This window comes from Marvinbryantia sp. (assembly GCF_047017445.1).
Classification (GTDB): domain Bacteria; phylum Bacillota; class Clostridia; order Lachnospirales; family Lachnospiraceae; genus Marvinbryantia.
In genome coordinates this window covers 133,484-149,938 of the sequence record NZ_JBKXTT010000002.1, presented here as the reverse complement: position 1 = coordinate 149,938, position 16,455 = coordinate 133,484, and the positions used below count along the sequence as shown (strand labels likewise).

14 protein-coding genes and 1 pseudogene are annotated in these 16,455 nt (G+C 51.5%); 12 read left to right on the top strand and 3 right to left on the bottom strand.

From position 1 onward, the window contains the following. Positions 1 to 53 precede the first annotated feature (53 nt). From mgrA to ACLU9Q_RS02660, 4 genes and pseudogenes are all read left to right on the top strand, one after another. Complete coding sequence (gene mgrA / locus ACLU9Q_RS02675; protein WP_296840680.1) at positions 54 to 1,049, top strand: L-glyceraldehyde 3-phosphate reductase; 996 nt, start codon at positions 54 to 56, stop codon at positions 1,047 to 1,049. A 143-nt stretch (positions 1,050 to 1,192) separates the two neighbouring features. Further along, a complete protein-coding gene (locus tag ACLU9Q_RS02670; RefSeq protein WP_296840682.1) occupies positions 1,193 to 2,425 on the top strand; it encodes an NAD(P)-dependent oxidoreductase in 1,233 nt (410 codons plus the stop codon). 40 nt (positions 2,426 to 2,465) lie between these two features. Next, a pseudogene (locus ACLU9Q_RS02665) lies at positions 2,466 to 2,630 on the top strand (type II toxin-antitoxin system RelB/DinJ family antitoxin); the annotation flags it as partial. Positions 2,631 to 2,652: 22 nt separating this feature from the next. Next, complete coding sequence (locus tag ACLU9Q_RS02660) at positions 2,653 to 4,590, top strand: glycoside hydrolase family 127 protein (protein WP_296840685.1); 1,938 nt, start codon at positions 2,653 to 2,655, stop codon at positions 4,588 to 4,590. 106 nt (positions 4,591 to 4,696) lie between these two features. On the opposite strand, the gene ACLU9Q_RS02655 is transcribed toward ACLU9Q_RS02660, so the two are convergent. Then, positions 4,697 to 6,964, bottom strand: coding sequence for a glycogen/starch/alpha-glucan phosphorylase (locus ACLU9Q_RS02655; RefSeq protein WP_296906033.1), 2,268 nt, complete (start codon positions 6,962 to 6,964; stop codon positions 4,697 to 4,699). Between the two features lie 200 nt (positions 6,965 to 7,164). Here ACLU9Q_RS02655 and ACLU9Q_RS02650 point away from each other — a divergent pair, with 200 nt between their 5' ends. Further along, positions 7,165 to 8,031 (top strand): AraC family transcriptional regulator, encoded by an 867-nt coding sequence (locus tag ACLU9Q_RS02650; protein ID WP_296906035.1) that lies wholly within the window; start codon positions 7,165 to 7,167, stop codon positions 8,029 to 8,031. A 99-nt stretch (positions 8,032 to 8,130) separates the two neighbouring features. Continuing rightward, positions 8,131 to 8,436: a thioredoxin gene (gene trxA / locus ACLU9Q_RS02645; protein ID WP_296906037.1), complete on the top strand. Its 306-nt coding sequence runs from the start codon at positions 8,131 to 8,133 to the stop codon at positions 8,434 to 8,436. 16 nt (positions 8,437 to 8,452) lie between these two features. Here trxA and ACLU9Q_RS02640 read toward each other — a convergent pair whose 3' ends face one another. Continuing rightward, positions 8,453 to 9,112, bottom strand: a complete 660-nt coding sequence (locus ACLU9Q_RS02640; RefSeq protein ID WP_296906040.1) for a Crp/Fnr family transcriptional regulator — start codon at positions 9,110 to 9,112, stop codon at positions 8,453 to 8,455. A 176-nt stretch (positions 9,113 to 9,288) separates the two neighbouring features. On the opposite strand from ACLU9Q_RS02640, the gene ACLU9Q_RS02635 reads away from it, so the two are divergent. Beyond that, positions 9,289 to 9,801, top strand: a complete 513-nt coding sequence (locus ACLU9Q_RS02635) for a ferritin (RefSeq protein ID WP_296834762.1) — start codon at positions 9,289 to 9,291, stop codon at positions 9,799 to 9,801. A gap of 109 nt (positions 9,802 to 9,910) precedes the next feature. Then, entirely contained in the window at positions 9,911 to 10,825 is a 915-nt protein-coding gene (gene trxB / locus ACLU9Q_RS02630) for a thioredoxin-disulfide reductase (RefSeq protein ID WP_296906043.1), read from the top strand. Here the strand turns inward: trxB and ACLU9Q_RS02625 are convergent. Then, positions 10,820 to 12,199 carry an alanine/glycine:cation symporter family protein gene (locus tag ACLU9Q_RS02625; protein ID WP_296906046.1) on the bottom strand — a complete coding sequence of 460 codons (1,380 nt, stop codon included), beginning with the start codon at positions 12,197 to 12,199 and terminating at the stop codon, positions 10,820 to 10,822. The genes trxB and ACLU9Q_RS02625 overlap by 6 nt on opposite strands. A gap of 410 nt (positions 12,200 to 12,609) precedes the next feature. Here ACLU9Q_RS02625 and ACLU9Q_RS02620 point away from each other — a divergent pair, with 410 nt between their 5' ends. From ACLU9Q_RS02620 to ACLU9Q_RS02605, 4 genes are all read left to right on the top strand, one after another. Then, on the top strand, positions 12,610 to 13,605 hold the full coding sequence (locus ACLU9Q_RS02620) for a LacI family DNA-binding transcriptional regulator (protein ID WP_296906049.1): 996 nt from the start codon (positions 12,610 to 12,612) through the stop codon (positions 13,603 to 13,605). A 42-nt stretch (positions 13,606 to 13,647) separates the two neighbouring features. Continuing rightward, positions 13,648 to 14,487, top strand: coding sequence for an ABC transporter permease (locus ACLU9Q_RS02615; protein ID WP_296834754.1), 840 nt, complete (start codon positions 13,648 to 13,650; stop codon positions 14,485 to 14,487). Between the two features lie 64 nt (positions 14,488 to 14,551). Continuing rightward, entirely contained in the window at positions 14,552 to 15,553 is a 1,002-nt protein-coding gene (locus ACLU9Q_RS02610) for an ABC transporter substrate-binding protein (protein WP_296834752.1), read from the top strand. A 128-nt stretch (positions 15,554 to 15,681) separates the two neighbouring features. Next, complete coding sequence (locus ACLU9Q_RS02605; protein WP_296834750.1) at positions 15,682 to 16,449, top strand: ABC transporter ATP-binding protein; 768 nt, start codon at positions 15,682 to 15,684, stop codon at positions 16,447 to 16,449. The last annotated feature ends 6 nt before the right edge of the window (positions 16,450 to 16,455 follow it).

Below are 16,455 nucleotides of genomic sequence, written 5' to 3'. Positions count from 1 at the left end.
AAAAAGCGCAGGAATAACAGTAAGAAACTATATTGAAAAAGGAGGAATTTTCGATGTATCTTGCAGAAAACGAACGTTACGGTAAAATGAAGTATAACCGCTGCGGGGAAAGCGGGCTGCGTCTCCCGGCAGTTTCGCTCGGACTGTGGCACAATTTCGGGGAGACGGCGGCGCTCGAAAATATGAAGGAGTTGCTGTTTACCGCCTTTGACAATGGGATCACACATTTTGACCTGGCGAATAATTACGGACCGCCAGCGGGGAGCGCGGAGACAAATTTCGGACGCATACTCCGGGAAAATTTTCAGAGCTACCGGGATGAGATGATCATCAGCTCCAAGGCGGGATATACTATGTGGGACGGACCTTACGGGGACGGCGGCAGCCGGAAATATCTGATCGCCAGCATCGATCAGAGCCTCACGCGCATGGGGCTGGAGTACGTTGATATTTTTTATCATCACCGTATGGATAAGGAAACGCCGCTGGAGGAGACGATGGAGGCGCTTTCCCAGATCGTGAAAAGCGGAAAGGCGCTGTACGTGGGGCTTTCCAATTACGATGGCGAGACGATGGAGCAGGCGGCTGCGATTTTAAAAGAGCTGCATTGTCCGTTTATCATTAACCAGAACCGTTACTCCATTTTCGACCGCACGATCGAGCAGAATGGACTGAAGGAGATTGCGGCGAAGCTTCATAAGGGAATTATTGCGTTCAGTCCGCTCGCGCAGGGCTTGCTCACTGACCGCTATTTGAACGGTATCCCGGCGGACAGCCGTATTCGCTCGGACGGACGCTTCCTGAAGCAGTCCGCGCTCAGCGAGGAACGTCTGGCACAGATACGGGCGCTGAATGAGCTGGCGAAAAAGCGCGGGCAGAGCCTCGCGGAGATGGCGCTCGCCTGGATCTTCCGCGACCAGGTTGTGACGAGCGTGATCGTCGGCGCCTCAAAGAAGGAGCAGATTCTTGATAACATTGGAGCGCTGCGGAATATGTCCTTTACAGAGGAAGAAATAAAAGCAATTGATGCGATAGCGAAAAAAGCCTGAAAGCAGGAAAAACATATTACTGCGTCGTGAAACAGGTCTGCCATGCCGCGAACAAACTTGTCTCTGAAATAAGAAAAATGCTACAATAAAAACAGGTGAAACCGTTTAGTGCAGTGTGAATTATTTCTGAGAGGAGGAATTTTATGGCAATTCATGTTTTAGACGAGGCGAATCACTGTTTAAACTGCAAAAATCCGCAGTGTCAGAAGGGGTGTCCGATCAGCACGCCGATCCCGAAGGTCATCCGGCTGCTGCTGGACGGTAAGCTGGATGAGGCGGGCTGGATGCTGTTTGAGAATAATCCGCTGACGACGGTGTGCAGCCTTGTCTGCAACCACGAAAATCAGTGCGAGGGGCACTGCGTGCTGGGCAAAAAGGGCGCTCCGGTGCATTTCTCCGTTATTGAAAACTACATCTCCACCACCTACAGCTCCAAGATGGTGAAGGGTCCGGCGCCGTCCAACGGGATGCGCGCGGCGATCATCGGCTCCGGTCCTGCCGGACTGACGATCGCGGTCATTCTGGCGCGCAAGGGCTACCAGGTGACGATCTTTGAGGGGAAGGAAAAAATCGGCGGCATTCTCCGCTACGGCATCCCGGAATTTCGTCTGCCGAAGAGCGTGCTCGACGATTTTGAGTACCGGCATCTGATTTTAAAAGATATCAAGGTGCGCCCGAACACGATGATCGGAGCGGATATTTCCATAGACGATCTGATGCGCGACGGCTATAAGGCGATCTTCGTCGGCACCGGCGTGTGGAAGCCGAACGCGCTCCACATTAAGGGCGAGACGCTGGGACACGTGCATTTTGGCATCAATTATCTGAACAGCCCGGACAGCTATCATCTGGGCGAGCGCGTGATCGTGATCGGAGCGGGCAATGCCGCGATGGATGTGGCGAGAACGGCGATCCGGCACGGCGTGCGCTATCTGCAGTGCTTTTCGCGCAGCGAGGGCGTGGCGGCAAGCAAACATGAATTTGATTACGCAGTGCTGGAGGGCGTGGAATTTTTCTACTGCAAGGCCCCGGTGGAAATTACGGACGAGGGCGTGATTTTTGCAGACGTCATTGAGCACGAGGACGGCAGTGTCGAGCAGATCCCGGATACGGAAAAGCTGTATCCGGCGGACAGCGTAATTGTTTCCATCAGCCAAGGACCGATGAACCGCCTTGTGAAAAACACGGAGGGGCTGCAGGCGGACAAGAGAGGCCTGCTGGTGACGGATGAGAAGGGACGCACCACAAAGCCGGGCATCTTTGCCAGCGGCGACGTTGTGAATGGCGCGCGCACGGTGGTTGAGGCGGTAGCGCACTCCAAGGAGGTCGCAGAGGCGATGGATGAGTATATGCAGAGCCTGCCGAAGGATGCTTAAACGGCGTGCATGATCACAGCGAGGCGGTAATGATGCTGAGATGGCAAGTACGATTCAAATAAGAGTTGACGATGATTTGAAGGTAAGGTCAGATGAGCTGTTTAAAGATTTAGGCATGGACACAACAAACGCGATCCGTATATTTTTAACGCAGGCAGTTGCGGCAAATGGTTTCCCGTTTGAGATAAAAAGGGCGGGTGCAAATATGAACAGGGGAGACAGCAAGAATGAAAAAAGCGGGAGATGAAGTTACCGTAAAACAGGTACAGATCAGGGATGGCTTCTGGTCCGAAATGCAGAAGCGGATGATCGACGTCGTGATTCCGTTTCAGGAAAAGGTTCTGAACGACGAGGTGGAAGGCGTCGCAAAAAGTCATGCTATTGAAAACTTCCGTATTGCCGCCGGACTTAGCGAGGGAGAATTTTACGGGATGGTATTCCAGGACAGCGATGTGGCGAAATGGCTGGAGGGCGTCGCTTACTCGCTGACGGTAAAGCCGGACGCCGGGCTGGAAAAGCGCGCTGATGAGATGATCGAAATCATTGCCAGGGCCCAGCAGGAGGACGGTTATCTGAATACCTACTTTACCATCAAGGAGCCGGAGCACCGCTGGCAGAACCTGGAGGAATGCCATGAGCTTTACTGTGCGGGACATATGATGGAGGCGGCGGTGGCATATTACCAGGCTACCGGAAAGACAAAGCTCCTTCATGTTATGGAGCGGATGGCGGACCACATCATCAGCCGCTTCGGTGAGGATAAGGAGCGCGGAATACCGGGACACCAGGAGGTGGAGATCGGTCTGATGAAGCTCTACCGCGCGACCGGAAAAGAAAAATATAAGAAAATGGCGCGGTTCTTCCTGGAGGAGCGCGGAAAAAATCCGGATTATTTCTATGAGGAAAAGGTGAAAAGAGGCTGGCGGCACTGGGGACAGTACACGCTTGATCCGCTGGATACGAAATACGCGCAGATGTATAAACCGATCTATGAGCAGGATAAAGCGGTTGGACATGCAGTGCGCGCGGTTTATATGTATACGGCGATGGCGGATCTGGCAGGAGAGGACGGCGACGAACGGCTGTACCGGGCATGCCGCACACTCTGGAACAACATTGTAAACCAGCGGATGTATATCACCGGAGGCATAGGCTCCACGATGGAGGGAGAAGCATTTTCGGAGGACTACGACCTGCCGAACGATATGGCGTATGCGGAAACCTGCGCGTCGATCGCAATGGTATTTTTTGCAAAGCAGATGCTGGAGATCGAGGCGGACGGAGCGTATGCGGATATCATGGAGCGGGAGCTTTACAACGGCACTATCAGCGGCATCCAGCTTGACGGAAAGCGCTACTTCTATGTAAATCCGCTGGAGATCCAGCCGGGCATTTCCGGAAAAATTTTCGGGTACCGTCATGCGTTGCCGGAGCGTCCCGGCTGGTACGAGTGCGCCTGCTGTCCGACGAATCTGGTTCGCATGGTGACGTCCCTTGCGTCCTATACGTGGAGCGAGAGCACGGATACCGTTTACTCCCACCTGCTGATCGGACAGGAGGCGGATCTGAAAAAGGCGAGGATTTCCGTGGAAAGCAGCTATCCGTGGGAGGGAAAGATTGTTTATCAGATTTCCCCGAAGGAGACGGAATTCACCCTGGCGATCCACATTCCGGGCTATGTAAAGCCAAAAGATAAGGGCACGATCGTGAAGGTAAACGGAGAAGCAGTCGACGTGGAAGCATATTTAAAGAAAGGTTATCTGTACCTGGAGCGCGCCTGGAAGGAGGGCGACCGGGTGGAGGTGCTGTTTGATATGCCGGTCAGAAAAGTATTTGCCAACCAGAAGGTGCGGGACGACGCAGGCTGCGTGGCGCTCATGCGCGGACCGATCGTTTACTGCTTTGAGGGAGTCGACAACGGAATGGATGTTCAGAGTCTGCGGATCCCGGAGACGGCAGAGCCGGAGGCAGTCTGGTGCGAGGAAGGTGTGCTGGCGGGAAACATGCTGCTGAAAATAGACGGCTACCGGATGAAGGGCACGGACGCGCTGTACAGCGAGGAGCGCCCGGTAAAGGAAAAAGCGGTGCTCACGGCAATTCCTTACTACACATGGGCGAACAGAGGAGAAAACCAGATGCGTGTGTGGATGCATGAATTAGCGTAAGATAGCAGACCGCGCAGTCAGCCGGAGCCGGTAGGTCCGGGGACTGCGCGGTCTGCCCTGCTTTGCCATGCATCCGAAGGAAGCTGCCGGCGGCAGGTTCTGCAGGTTACTCTCCCAGGTGCCAGATGTCGCGGTTATATTCCGCAATCGTGCGGTCGGAGGAGAAGAAGCCGGCCTTTGCGATATTGACAAGCGCTTTCCTGCTCCAGTTTTCCGGGCTTGCGGCGTAATCCATCATTGCCTGGTTTTTGCGCACCAGATAGGCGTTGAAGTCGGGCAGCGTCTGGAACCAGTCTTTCCGGATCAGTTCATTCTGCAGGCGGGACAGATTTTCTTCATGTCCTGCCTTCTTCATTTCGGGGCTGCACAGGAAATCGATCGCGCGGCGGAGGTTCGGATCGCTCTCGTACCAGTCGTGCGCGCAGTAATCGCCCTTTGCATAGCGGTCGATGACCTGCTTGCTGCTCTGACCGAAGATATAGATATTTTCATTTCCCACGCGCTCTGCGATCTCTACGTTGGCGCCGTCCATCGTACCGAGCGTAAGCGCGCCGTTCAGCATAAATTTCATATTTCCCGTGCCGGAGGCCTCTTTGGAAGCGAGGCTGATCTGCTCGGAGAGGTCGCAGGCGGGAATCATTTTTTCCGCTGCAGTCACATTATAATTTTCCACGAAAACAATCTGCATCCACCGGGAAGCCTGCGGATCGGCGGCAATTACCTTTGACAGCGCGATCAGCGCGTGGATGATATCCTTGGCGATCGTGTAGGCAGGCGCTGCCTTCGCACCGAAAATGCTCACAAGCGCAGTCGCCGGGGTGTGCCCTGCCTTGATCTCCAGATATTGATGGATGAGGAACAGCAGATTGAGCTGCTGGCGCTTGTATTCGTGCAGGCGCTTCGACTGGATCGCAAACATCGCATCCGGGTTGATCTTCACACCCTGCCGGTGGTACAGCCAGTCGGCGAGCGCTTTTTTGTTGTCCTTTTTAATGTCGGTCAGCTTCCTGAGTACCTTCTCATCCTCTGTAAAGGCGAGCAGCTTCTCAAGCTCGTCGGCGTCCTGTTTAAAGCCGGATCCGATCAGCGTTTCGATCTCTTTTGCGAGCGCCGGGTTGCATTCCAGAAGCCAGCGGCGGAAGGTGATGCCGTTTGTCTTGTTGTTGAATTTCTCCGGGTAGAGGCGGTAGAAATTTGCAAGCTCGCTGTTTTTGAGAATTTCCGTGTGCAGCGCGGCAACGCCGTTCGTGGAATGTGTAAAATGGATGTCCATGTTTGCCATGTGAACGGTCTGCCAGCAGTCGATGATGGCAGTGCTCTCATCGTCTGTTCGCGTGCGTGCAAGAGCGTCCAGCTTTTCAATGATCGGCATGAGCTGCGGCACTACCTGGCCGAGAAAATGACGCGGCCACTTTTCCAGCGCCTCCGAGAGGATAGTGTGGTTGGTGTAGGCGCAGGTGTCGGTGACGATCTGCACGGCTTCCGCGAAGTCGATGCCCTTTTCGCCGAGAAGACGGATCAGTTCAGGGATTACCATGCTCGGATGCGTGTCGTTGATCTGAATTGCCGCGTAGTCGGCGAGATTGTGGAAATCGCATCCGCGCGCCTCGCACTCGGAAAGGATGAGCTGCGCTCCGGCGGAAACCATCAGATATTGCTGATAAATGCGCAGCAGGCGTCCGTCGTCGTCGGAATCGTCCGGATAGAGAAACAGTGTCAGATTTTTTTCGATATCCGTCTTGTCGAAGGAGATGCCGCTTTGGATCAGCGATTCGTCGATGGTATCCAGATCAAACAGATTGAGGCTGTTGGTGCGCCCGTTGTAGCCGGTGACGTTCAGCTTATATAAGCGCGCCGGATAGGTTTTTCCGGCAAGCTGAACCGGGTATACGGTGTCTGTCTTTTCCGCCCAGGAGTGCTCCGTCAGCCAGAAATCCGGCGTCTCGCTCTGCACATCGTTCTGGAAATTCTGGCGGAACAGACCGCAGTGGTAGCGCAGACCGATACCGTCGCCCGGCAGGTTTAAGGTGGCGAGGCTGTCCAGGAAGCAGGCGGCGAGACGGCCGAGACCGCCGTTGCCAAGGCTCGGTTCCGGCTCCAGCTCCTCGATGTCGGAAAGATCTTTTCCGGCATCCTTCAAAATCCCGCGGACTTCATCATAGATGCCAAGATTGATCAGATTGTTGGAGAGCAGCTTGCCGATCAGAAACTCAGCCGAGATATAGTAAAGCTTTCGGCCGGTGACCGGCTTTTCCTTCTTCTGGCTCAGCTCCTGCACAAGCTTCAGCAGCGCAAGGTAAACCTCCTCGTTGGATGCCTCCGCCAGCGGTTTTGTGCAGAGCGCGTTAAGCTTACGATAAAGTTCTTTGTTCATGGAAATGCCCCTTTCTTCATTTTTATTTTATTTACTAATAGTATTATCATAAATGAGGAAAGTAATCTTGCAAAATTATCGCAGATTATGATACTATTCTATCATAGAAGCGAATGTGAGCAGCCGCCGCCAAATGGACATGCAGCCTGGCTCATTGCTCGCGGGAATAAGGTGCGGCGAATTGCCGGGAAGGAGCGCGTATGGACAGGAAAAGTGAAATGGAGAAATTCCAGGAGACGAAAAAGCATGGAAGCCGGATGTTTCCTTTCAATATATATCCTTGTACGATCCCGGGCGATTTTCCGTCGGTCGCCCTGCACTGGCACAAAAATATGGAGATTATTTTTGTGAAGAAGGGCGCCGGCAGGATACAGATCGGCCGGATGATGGGGGATGCCAGAAGTGGAGATATTTTTGTGATGCCGCCGGGAACATTGCACGCAATCTACGGAATGCCGGGACATTGCATGGAATATGAAAACATTATCTTTGAGGTGGAGTTTCTGGGCGGCGGCGCAGCCGACGTGTGCGATAAGGAATACCTGGTGCCGCTGGCTTCCGGGCAGCTTTTGCAGCCCGCCGTGTTCTGTCCGGTAGACGCAGGGTATGAGCAGATCGCGGACTGCCTGCGCAGGGCGGAGCAGCTTTGCAGCGGGCGGGAGCGCGGCTATGAGCTTGGTGTGAAGGCAGCGCTGCTGGAGCTGCTGCTCTGTCTGCTGCGCATGTGCCCGGAGGCGCCGGAGCGGGATACTCCCGACATGGAGCGGCTGAAAATGGTGCTGCAGAGGATTGAGCAGGATTATGCGCAGCCGCTCACTGTACAGGATATGGCGGATTTCTGCGGATGCAGCGGCAGTCATTTTATGCGCTGGTTTAAGCAGATGACGGGCACAAGCTTTCTGACATATTTAAATGAGCGCAGGCTGGCGGCAGCGGCGGAGAAGCTGCGCGAGACGGACGACAAAATCCTGATAATCGCGGAGAATGCAGGCTTTGCAAACCTCTCCAATTTCAACCGCCAGTTTAAAAAGAGGTATGGGGTGACGCCGCGCGGGTACCGCGGATGAAAATGCAGAGGCGGGAATGCAGTGAGCGTGACATTGTCACGGAAGGAAGTTCCTATTTGCGTTATGATAAGCCCATCAAACACAAAGGAGGAATAAAAGATGTCAGTATTACATATAACGAAGGAAAATTTTCAGAGAGAAGTATTAGAAAGTGAGAAGCCGGTCCTGCTTGATTTCTGGGCGGCGTGGTGCGGTCCCTGCCGTATGGTCGGTCCGATCCTGGAGGAAGTCGCAGAGGAACGACCGGACATCAAGGTGTGCAAGGTAAACGTGGACGACGAGCAGGAGCTGGCGTCGGCTTACCGGATCATGAGCATTCCGACGCTGATGGTTGTGAAGGATGGAAAAATCGTGAGCCAGTCGGCGGGGGCAAGACCGAAGTCTGATATTCTTGCGATGCTATAGAGCTGCAGTGAAGACTTCAGTCCCCGGCGAGCGCCGCAAGCTTTTTGGAATCCGTGATCTCTACACTGCCCCGGGTTAGCTTTACGATTCCCTCACTCTGGAAATAGCGCAGCATTCTTGTGATGACCTCGCGGGCGGTGCCGAGATGGTTCCCGATGATTTCATGCGTGAGCCTGAGCTGGTTTGTCCCTTCCAGCGAAGCCTCATCCAGAAGAAAGGCAGCCAGCCGTTTGTCGAGGCTCTTCCACATGATCTGCTCGATGAGCCACATAACCTCGGAAAAACGGCTTGCCATGATCTCGTTGGTGTAGTTGGCAAGCGGCGCGGATTCCTCGAGAAGCTGCTTGTATACCCAGGCGGGAATGATCCAGAGGTCAGTGTCCTTTTCTGCCTCGATGATTACCTCAAACTGGATACTCGGCATGATGCAGGAGGCGGAAAACAGACAGATGTCCATCTCAAAGAGACGGTAGATGGTAACCTCCCGGCCTTCCTCTGATAAAATATAGGCGCGAAGCTGACCGGACTGGATGAGCAGCAGACCGATGCAGTCCATGGAACCGTTGTGAATGACAGTTCCCTTTTTTATAGAACGAAAGGAGGCGGTGTCCTTTAATCGATTCTGTTGGTCAGGCGTTAATTTATTCCACATGGGAAAAAAATCTGAAAAATTCATGTCAGGCGCTCCCTTCAAAACGCACCTTCATTATAAAAGCAATCGTGGAAGATGTCAATTAACAGTGTCAATTAACAGTACAGGAATCGCTGCAAATATCGTTGACAAGAGGCGCGATTATACTATAATGAAACTGGCAGCAGTACCGATACTGCAAAGACAAGGAGGAAAAAGAAATGTTGGATAAAAAAGTGGTTGAGTTATTAAATCAGCAGGTAAATAAGGAATTTTATTCTGCTTATCTGTACCTGGATTTTTCGAATTATTACTATGATCAGGGGCTGGACGGCTTCGGAAACTGGTACAAGGTCCAGGCGCAGGAGGAGCGCGACCATGCGCTTCTGATGATCCAGTACCTGCAGAACAACGGCGAGAGAGTAGTCCTGGAAGCGATCGATAAACCGGCGGTAGAGCTGACAAGCGCAAAGGTTGTTTTGGCGGAGGGGCTGAAGCACGAGCAGTATGTGACAAGTCTGATACATAATATTTATGATGCGGCATACACGGTGAAGGATTTCCGCACTATGCAGTTTCTTGACTGGTTCGTAAAAGAGCAGGGCGAAGAGGAGACAAATGCGGACAATCTGATTAAGAAATACGAGTTGTTCGGCGACGATCCGAAGAGTCTCTATATGCTTGACAATGAGCTTAGCGCACGCGTATACACAGCGCCGTCTCTGGTACTGTAAGTAGCAAACGAGACTGAAATGGAAAGGAAATCCGCTTTATGTGACAATCTCACAGAACCCGTGTTTAAAATCCGCTATACTGTAGAAAATACAGTAGGAGGCGAATACGATGAAACATATATATGATGTGATTATTATAGGCGGCGGACCTGGCGGGTATACGGCTGCGTTATACGGAGCACGGGCAGGTCTTGACACTGTTCTTTTTGAAAAGATGGCAGCGGGCGGACAGATGGCGCTGACGGAGCAGATTGACAATTATCCGGGCTTTGAGGACGGAGTCGACGGTTTTCTGCTCGGAGAAAAGATGCGAAAGGGCGCGGAGAGGTTCGGCGCGCAGACGAAGATGACGGAGGTGCAGTCTGTAGAGCTTGCGCCGGAGGTGAAGGCCGTTCACACAGGCGAGGGCACTTTTTATGGACGCACGGTGCTTATTTCCACCGGAGCTTCGCCGCGCGAGCTGGGCCTGGCTGGTGAAAAAGAGCTTACCGGGCGGGGTGTACATTACTGCGCAGCATGCGACGGGATGTTTTACCGCGGAAGAACAGTTGTGGTCGTGGGCGGCGGCAATACGGCGGCTGCGGATGCGCTGCTGCTTGCGCGGGTTGCAAAAAAAGTGATCGTTGTGTATCGCAGAGACACCCTGCGGGCGTCGAAGGTTTATCATGAATCGCTAAAGTCTGCGGAGAATATTGAATTTGTCTGGGACAGCACGGTTACGGAGCTTTTGCAGGACGATGAGCTGTCCGGCGTGAGAGTGAAAAATGTGCATACCAAAGAGGAGACGGAAATTGCGGCGGACGGCGTGTTTGTGGCGATCGGAAGAAAGCCGGTGACAGAGCTGGTGAAGGGGCAGCTGGAGCTTGATGCGGCGGGCTATATAAAGGCGGACGAATCCACGCGCACCTCTCTGCCGGGAGTATTTGCAGTGGGAGACGTCCGCACCAAGGCTTTGCGTCAGATTGTGACTGCGGCAGCGGACGGCGCGACCGCAATACATTATGCGGAGGAATATCTGCTATGAAAAATATTCCTTCACCAGTTTCACTACGGTTCCGGAAAGCAGGAACAGCGCAATCAGGTTTGGGATCGCCATCAGACCATTGAAGGTTTCGGCGATGCTCCAGAGAAGTCCGAGATCCATGGTTGAGCCAAGGATCGCAACGAGAGAATATACCAGCATAAACGGGCGGATTACCTTTGATGAAAACAGAAATTCGATGCAGCGCGCACCGTACAGTCCCCAGCCGATGATGGTGGAGAAGGCGAAGCAGCACATAGCGACGGCGGTAAAGACGGACACCCAGCTTCCGTAGGTGGAGGTAAAGCCGGAGATCGTCAGCTCGGCTCCGGCAGCACTGCCGTAAACGACCGGGACGCCGCTGCAGAGGATGACGAGAGCCGTCAGCGTGCAGATCACGATGGTATCGGTAAACACTTCAAAAATACCGAAAAGCCCCTGCTTCACCGGTTTCTGGGTGTCCGCACAGGCGTGAGCGATGGATCCGGTACCAAGACCTGCCTCATTGGAGAAAATGCCGCGGGAGACACCTTTCTGCATACTGAGGAAAAAGCTGCCGACAGCGCCGCCGGTTACGGCGGAGGGAGAGAAGGCGCCCTCAAAAATCATTCCGAAAACAGCCGGAACCTTCCGGATATTCAGAAATACCACGCCCAGGGCGAGAAGAATGTAGAGCAGCGCCATAAAGGGAACCAGCTTTTCCGTCACCTTTCCAATGCGTTTCACGCCGCCGAAAAGCACCAGACCGACCAGAACGGTAATGACAATGCCGGTCACGAGGCTGACAGCACCGGTCTGTGAATCATCAATGATATGATAATTCAGCAGAGCGGAATTGATCGCGGTCGTGATCGTGTTTGCCTGCGTAGCGTTTCCGGTTCCGAATACTGTCAGTACGCCAAAGGCCGAAAAAAGAACTGCAAGCCAGTGCCAGTGCTTTGCAAGCCCGTTCTTAATGTAGTACATCGGTCCGCCGACGAAATCACCCTGCTCATTTTTCTCGCGGAAGTGAACCGCAAGCGTCACCTCTGAAAATTTCGTACACATTCCAAGAAACGCAGAAATCCACATCCAGAAAACGGCACCCGGGCCGCCGATCGCGATCGCTCCGGCAACTCCGGCAATATTTCCGGTGCCGACCGTGGCCGCAAGCGCGGTACATACCGCCTGGAACGGCGTCATAGCGCCGTCTGACGCCTCTTTTTTTCGGAACATTCTTCCGATAGTCGTCTTAATCGCATAGGGGAATTTGCGGATCTGTATAAAATGTGTGCGGAGACTCAGATAAAGTCCGACACCGATGATACAGATCATCGCGGGCACACCCCAGACAAAATTGTTTACAGCAGTGTTAATAGCTTCAATTGTTTGCAACATAAAGAACCTTTCTTTTATATCCTTAAATCATTTTCCCGCGGCCGCGGCAGGTGCTGCAGGCAGTGCGGAATGGTTACAGTTTATCACATTCCAGGGAAAATGTACAGAAAATAAAACGCGGGGGAGCCTGCGGGAAGTTACGATTGGAAATGTTCGCTCCGTTCACAGCAAGTGTTTGAGACTAGAAAGAAAACGTTATCTCAAAGGGGCGCAAAAAGAAAGAGAATGTACAAAATGCACAAAAAATGAAATTATACAAACTTTATATTGACAAAAGGTGGATAAAAGTATATATTAAACTTGTAACAACTTACAAAAGAGAAAGGGAAAATTTAAAATACTTCTCGAATTTTACGGAGAAAAGGTTTTATATTTTTTTGAATCGATCAGAAAACGTTTACAGGTGGGCTATGAACGCGACAATTAAAGATGTGGCAAAAAGGGCAAATGTATCGGTGGCTACCGTATCCAGAGTGATGAACGGGGTTCCCACGATCAATGAGGAAATGAAGGAAAGGGTAGAAAAGGCGATTATCGATCTTGATTACAGACCGAATAAGCTGGCAGCGGGATTGAAAAAAAATGTGACGAATACGATCGGGCTGGTAGTGTCGGATATTTCGGATTCTTTTATCATAGGAGTAACCAGGGAAATTGAGCGCATGGTGCAGGCGGCAGGCTATACATTGCTGATGGCGAGCACCGACAATGATGAAAAAAAAGAACGGGAGAGCATAGAAGCAATGGTCTCCAGGTGCGTGGATGGTCTGGTGGTGTGCCCTGTTTCCAGAGATATTGCAGGCGTTTTAAAAAATGTCCAGTGTGCTGTTGCTTCTTTTGACAGAAACACATTAAAAAATGTGTATGATACCGTGTATGTTGATAAGGAAAAGTCTACCTATGATGCAGTTACTTATCTGTTGGATCATGGTCATGAGAATATTGCGCTTATCAGCGGAGAAAAGAAGCTCAGTACTAATTTCGACCGTTACAACGGATATATGCGGGCTTTTTTTGATAATGACAAGATGGCGGTAAACGGTAATTTTATGTTTGGCACTTTTTCCAGACAATATGGGATGGAAGCGTTTGAAAAACTGATGGCAAGGAAAAACCCGCCGACGGCGATTGTGAGCGGCAGTGCGTCTCTCACGCACGGCATTCTGGTAAAAGCAAAGGAAATGGGGATCCGCATTGGGGAGGATGTATCTCTGGTCGGATTTGGAACGCTCGATTTCCAGAGCCTGATTGAGCCGCAGATTACACATGCAAAAGAAATGCAGGAGGAAATTGGAAAAAGTGTCGGGGAAATGGTTCTTTCCCGTATAAAAAATCCGGGACTTGAACCGCGGCTGAGGGTTTTAGAAAGTGCGGTAATTGAGGGAAATACGGTAAAAAGGCTGTAAGAACCAGAGGATGGCAGATCGAAAAAGAAGGGAGAGATAACGATGGATGTGCAGGAGAAAAACTATTCGAAACAGGGAAAGGGGCATTTGAGGTGGCTGAAGTTTCTGTATAATTTGAAGGAATCCATACCGAGCATTCTTAGCGTCGGCGCTGTAATCGTTTTCTGGGAGGCGGCGGTAAGGATTTTCAAAATTCCGAGCTATATTCTGCCATCGCCAAGCGCATCTGTAGCCGCGTTAATCCAATATTGGCCCTATATAAAGCAGAATCTGTTCACTACGTTGTATGAGATAGGAGTTGGCTTTGGGGCAACGGTGCTGATCAGTATCCCGATCGCCACATTGATTTCTTATTCTAAGGTGTTTGAGAAGACCCTGTATCCATTCATGGTTTTCCTGCAGCTTATTCCGAAGGTGGCAATCGGACCGCTGTTTGTGGTATGGTTCGGATTTGGAAAACTTCCTAAAATTCTGATGGTATTCCTGCTTTCTTTTTTCCCGCTTCTGATGGATACAGTGGCAGGTTTAAAATCCTTAAATGGCCGCCTGTACTATATGGCAAGAACCATGAGCGATTCAGAATGGAAGTTTTACTGGAAGATCAAACTCCCAAACGCACTGCCGAGCATTTTTTCCGGCTTGAAAACATCGGTATCCATGGCGACGGTAGGCGCGGTCGTAGCGGAGTTTCTGGGCTCTGACAGCGGGCTTGGCTATTTGCTTCTGAGGGCAAACGGAGACATCAATACCAGACTTCTGTTTGCAATTTTGATCGTACTTTGCCTGATGGGAATGGTATTTTTCGGGATCGTCGAGATTCTGGAGAAAAAGCTGATTCCCTGGCATGTCAGTCAGCGCGTAAATGATAAAACGGCAAAATGATAAGAGGGTACTTATTGCTTCGAAAAGAAGCTAATAAATAAAACAAAAAAAGGAGGAACTACTAATGAAGAAACGATTTGCAGCATTAACAATGGCAGCAGCTATGGCGATGTCCATGGCAGGAATGGCAGGAGCGGCGGATGAAGGTGCGCTTACGCCGGTTTCCTTCCGGTTGAATTACACGGCGGCAGGCCTGCATGTACCTTTTTACTATGCACTGGAAAAGGGGTATTATGAGGAAGTCGGGCTGGATGTGACAATCGGAGAGGGGACTGGTTCGGGAACGACCGCGAAGCTGGTTGGCACCGGTGAGGATGATCTGGGATTAGTGGATTCTGCTTCTGTCGCTTCGGCGGTGGCACAGGACATACCGATAAAGATTGTCTGCCCGGTTTATGCAGTTAATGGTTTTGCGGCAATTACGCTGGCGGATTCCGGTATCGCTGTGCCGAAGGATCTGGAGGATAAAAAGGTGGGTATCACTACCGGAGATGCACCCTCCAACTTATTTGCAGCGCTGGAGGCGGCAAACGAAATTGACGATTCAAAGATTTCCTATGTGACGATGGATTCCAACGCAAAGGTAACATCACTGATCAATGGGGATGTGGACGCGATTCTGGGAGGTGCGGATGACCAGGCGATCACGCTGCAGAATATGGGCAAAGAAGTAAACGTTATCCGATACTCGGATAATGGAGCGGCAACAGTGGGACTCTCTATTGTGGCAAGTGACAGCATGATTGAAGAAAACGGTGAAACTGTAGAAAAATTCATTTCTGCGAGCATGAAGGCATGGAATGAATGCCGCGAGGACAGCGCGGAAGCTGTGGAAATTTTTATGCAGAAATTCCCGACCCTGGATCAGGCGGTGGTAGAGGGCAGTCTTTCCGTGGCGCTGGATAGTCTTTTTGCAGAAGATTCCGAGACGCTGGGAGATGTATCTGAGGAGGACTGGAATGCCTGCCGCGATCTGCTTGTAAATTATCTTGGCGTGGATGAGAGCATCCAGGCAGAGGACATCTATACTTATGCGTGCCTTCCGGAGGATCTTCCGGCAAGATAAATGAAAGAAGGTTTGTATCCGGGTGTAATCCTTTGTGAAATCGTTTCTGCTGCACTGTGCGATCCATTGCAGCGGAAACGCAGCCCGGCTGCCGCGCGGACAAAGACAGAAAGTGAGTGAAGAATCATATGCTGAAATTTGATCATATTGGAATGAAATATAAAACCCTGACAGGATATACGGAAGCGCTGGTAGATGTAAATTTTGATGTGAATGATGGGGAGTTTGTTACTGTCCTGGGGCCCTCCGGCTGCGGAAAAAGTACATTTTTGTTTATTGGAACCGGGTTGACGGCGCCTACTTCCGGCAGAGCGGTTCTGGACGGAAACGAGATCACGAAGCCGGTAAAAGAGGTGGGATTTGTATTTCAGGATCACCTGCTGCTGGAGTGGAGAACCGTCCTGCAGAATATCATGATCCAGGGGGAATTTCGTAATCTGGACAAAGCGGTTACAAAGCAGAAGGCAATGGAACTGATCCGGCAGGTCGGACTGGAGGGATTCGAAAACAAGTATCCATGGGAGCTGTCCGGGGGTATGCAGCAGCGTGTGTCAATCTGCAGAGCGCTTGTACATGAGCCGGAGCTTCTGATGATGGATGAACCGTATGGAGCGCTGGATGCTCTTACCAGAGAGCAGATGCGCGTGGATCTGGAAAAAATGTGGATGCAGAAAAAATGCACGATTCTTTTTGTGACACATGACATAGATGAAGCGATTATGCTGGCGGATAAGGTGGTCATTCTGACGCCGAGACCGGGAAGAGTGAAGAGCATTATTCCTATCGATCTGCCAAGACCGAGAAATCTGGCAGTGAAGGAATCACGGGAGTTTCTTGCGTATCGGAAAGAAATTACCGGTATTTTCACAGAAATGGGAATTTTGAAAGAAGATTAGGGGGAG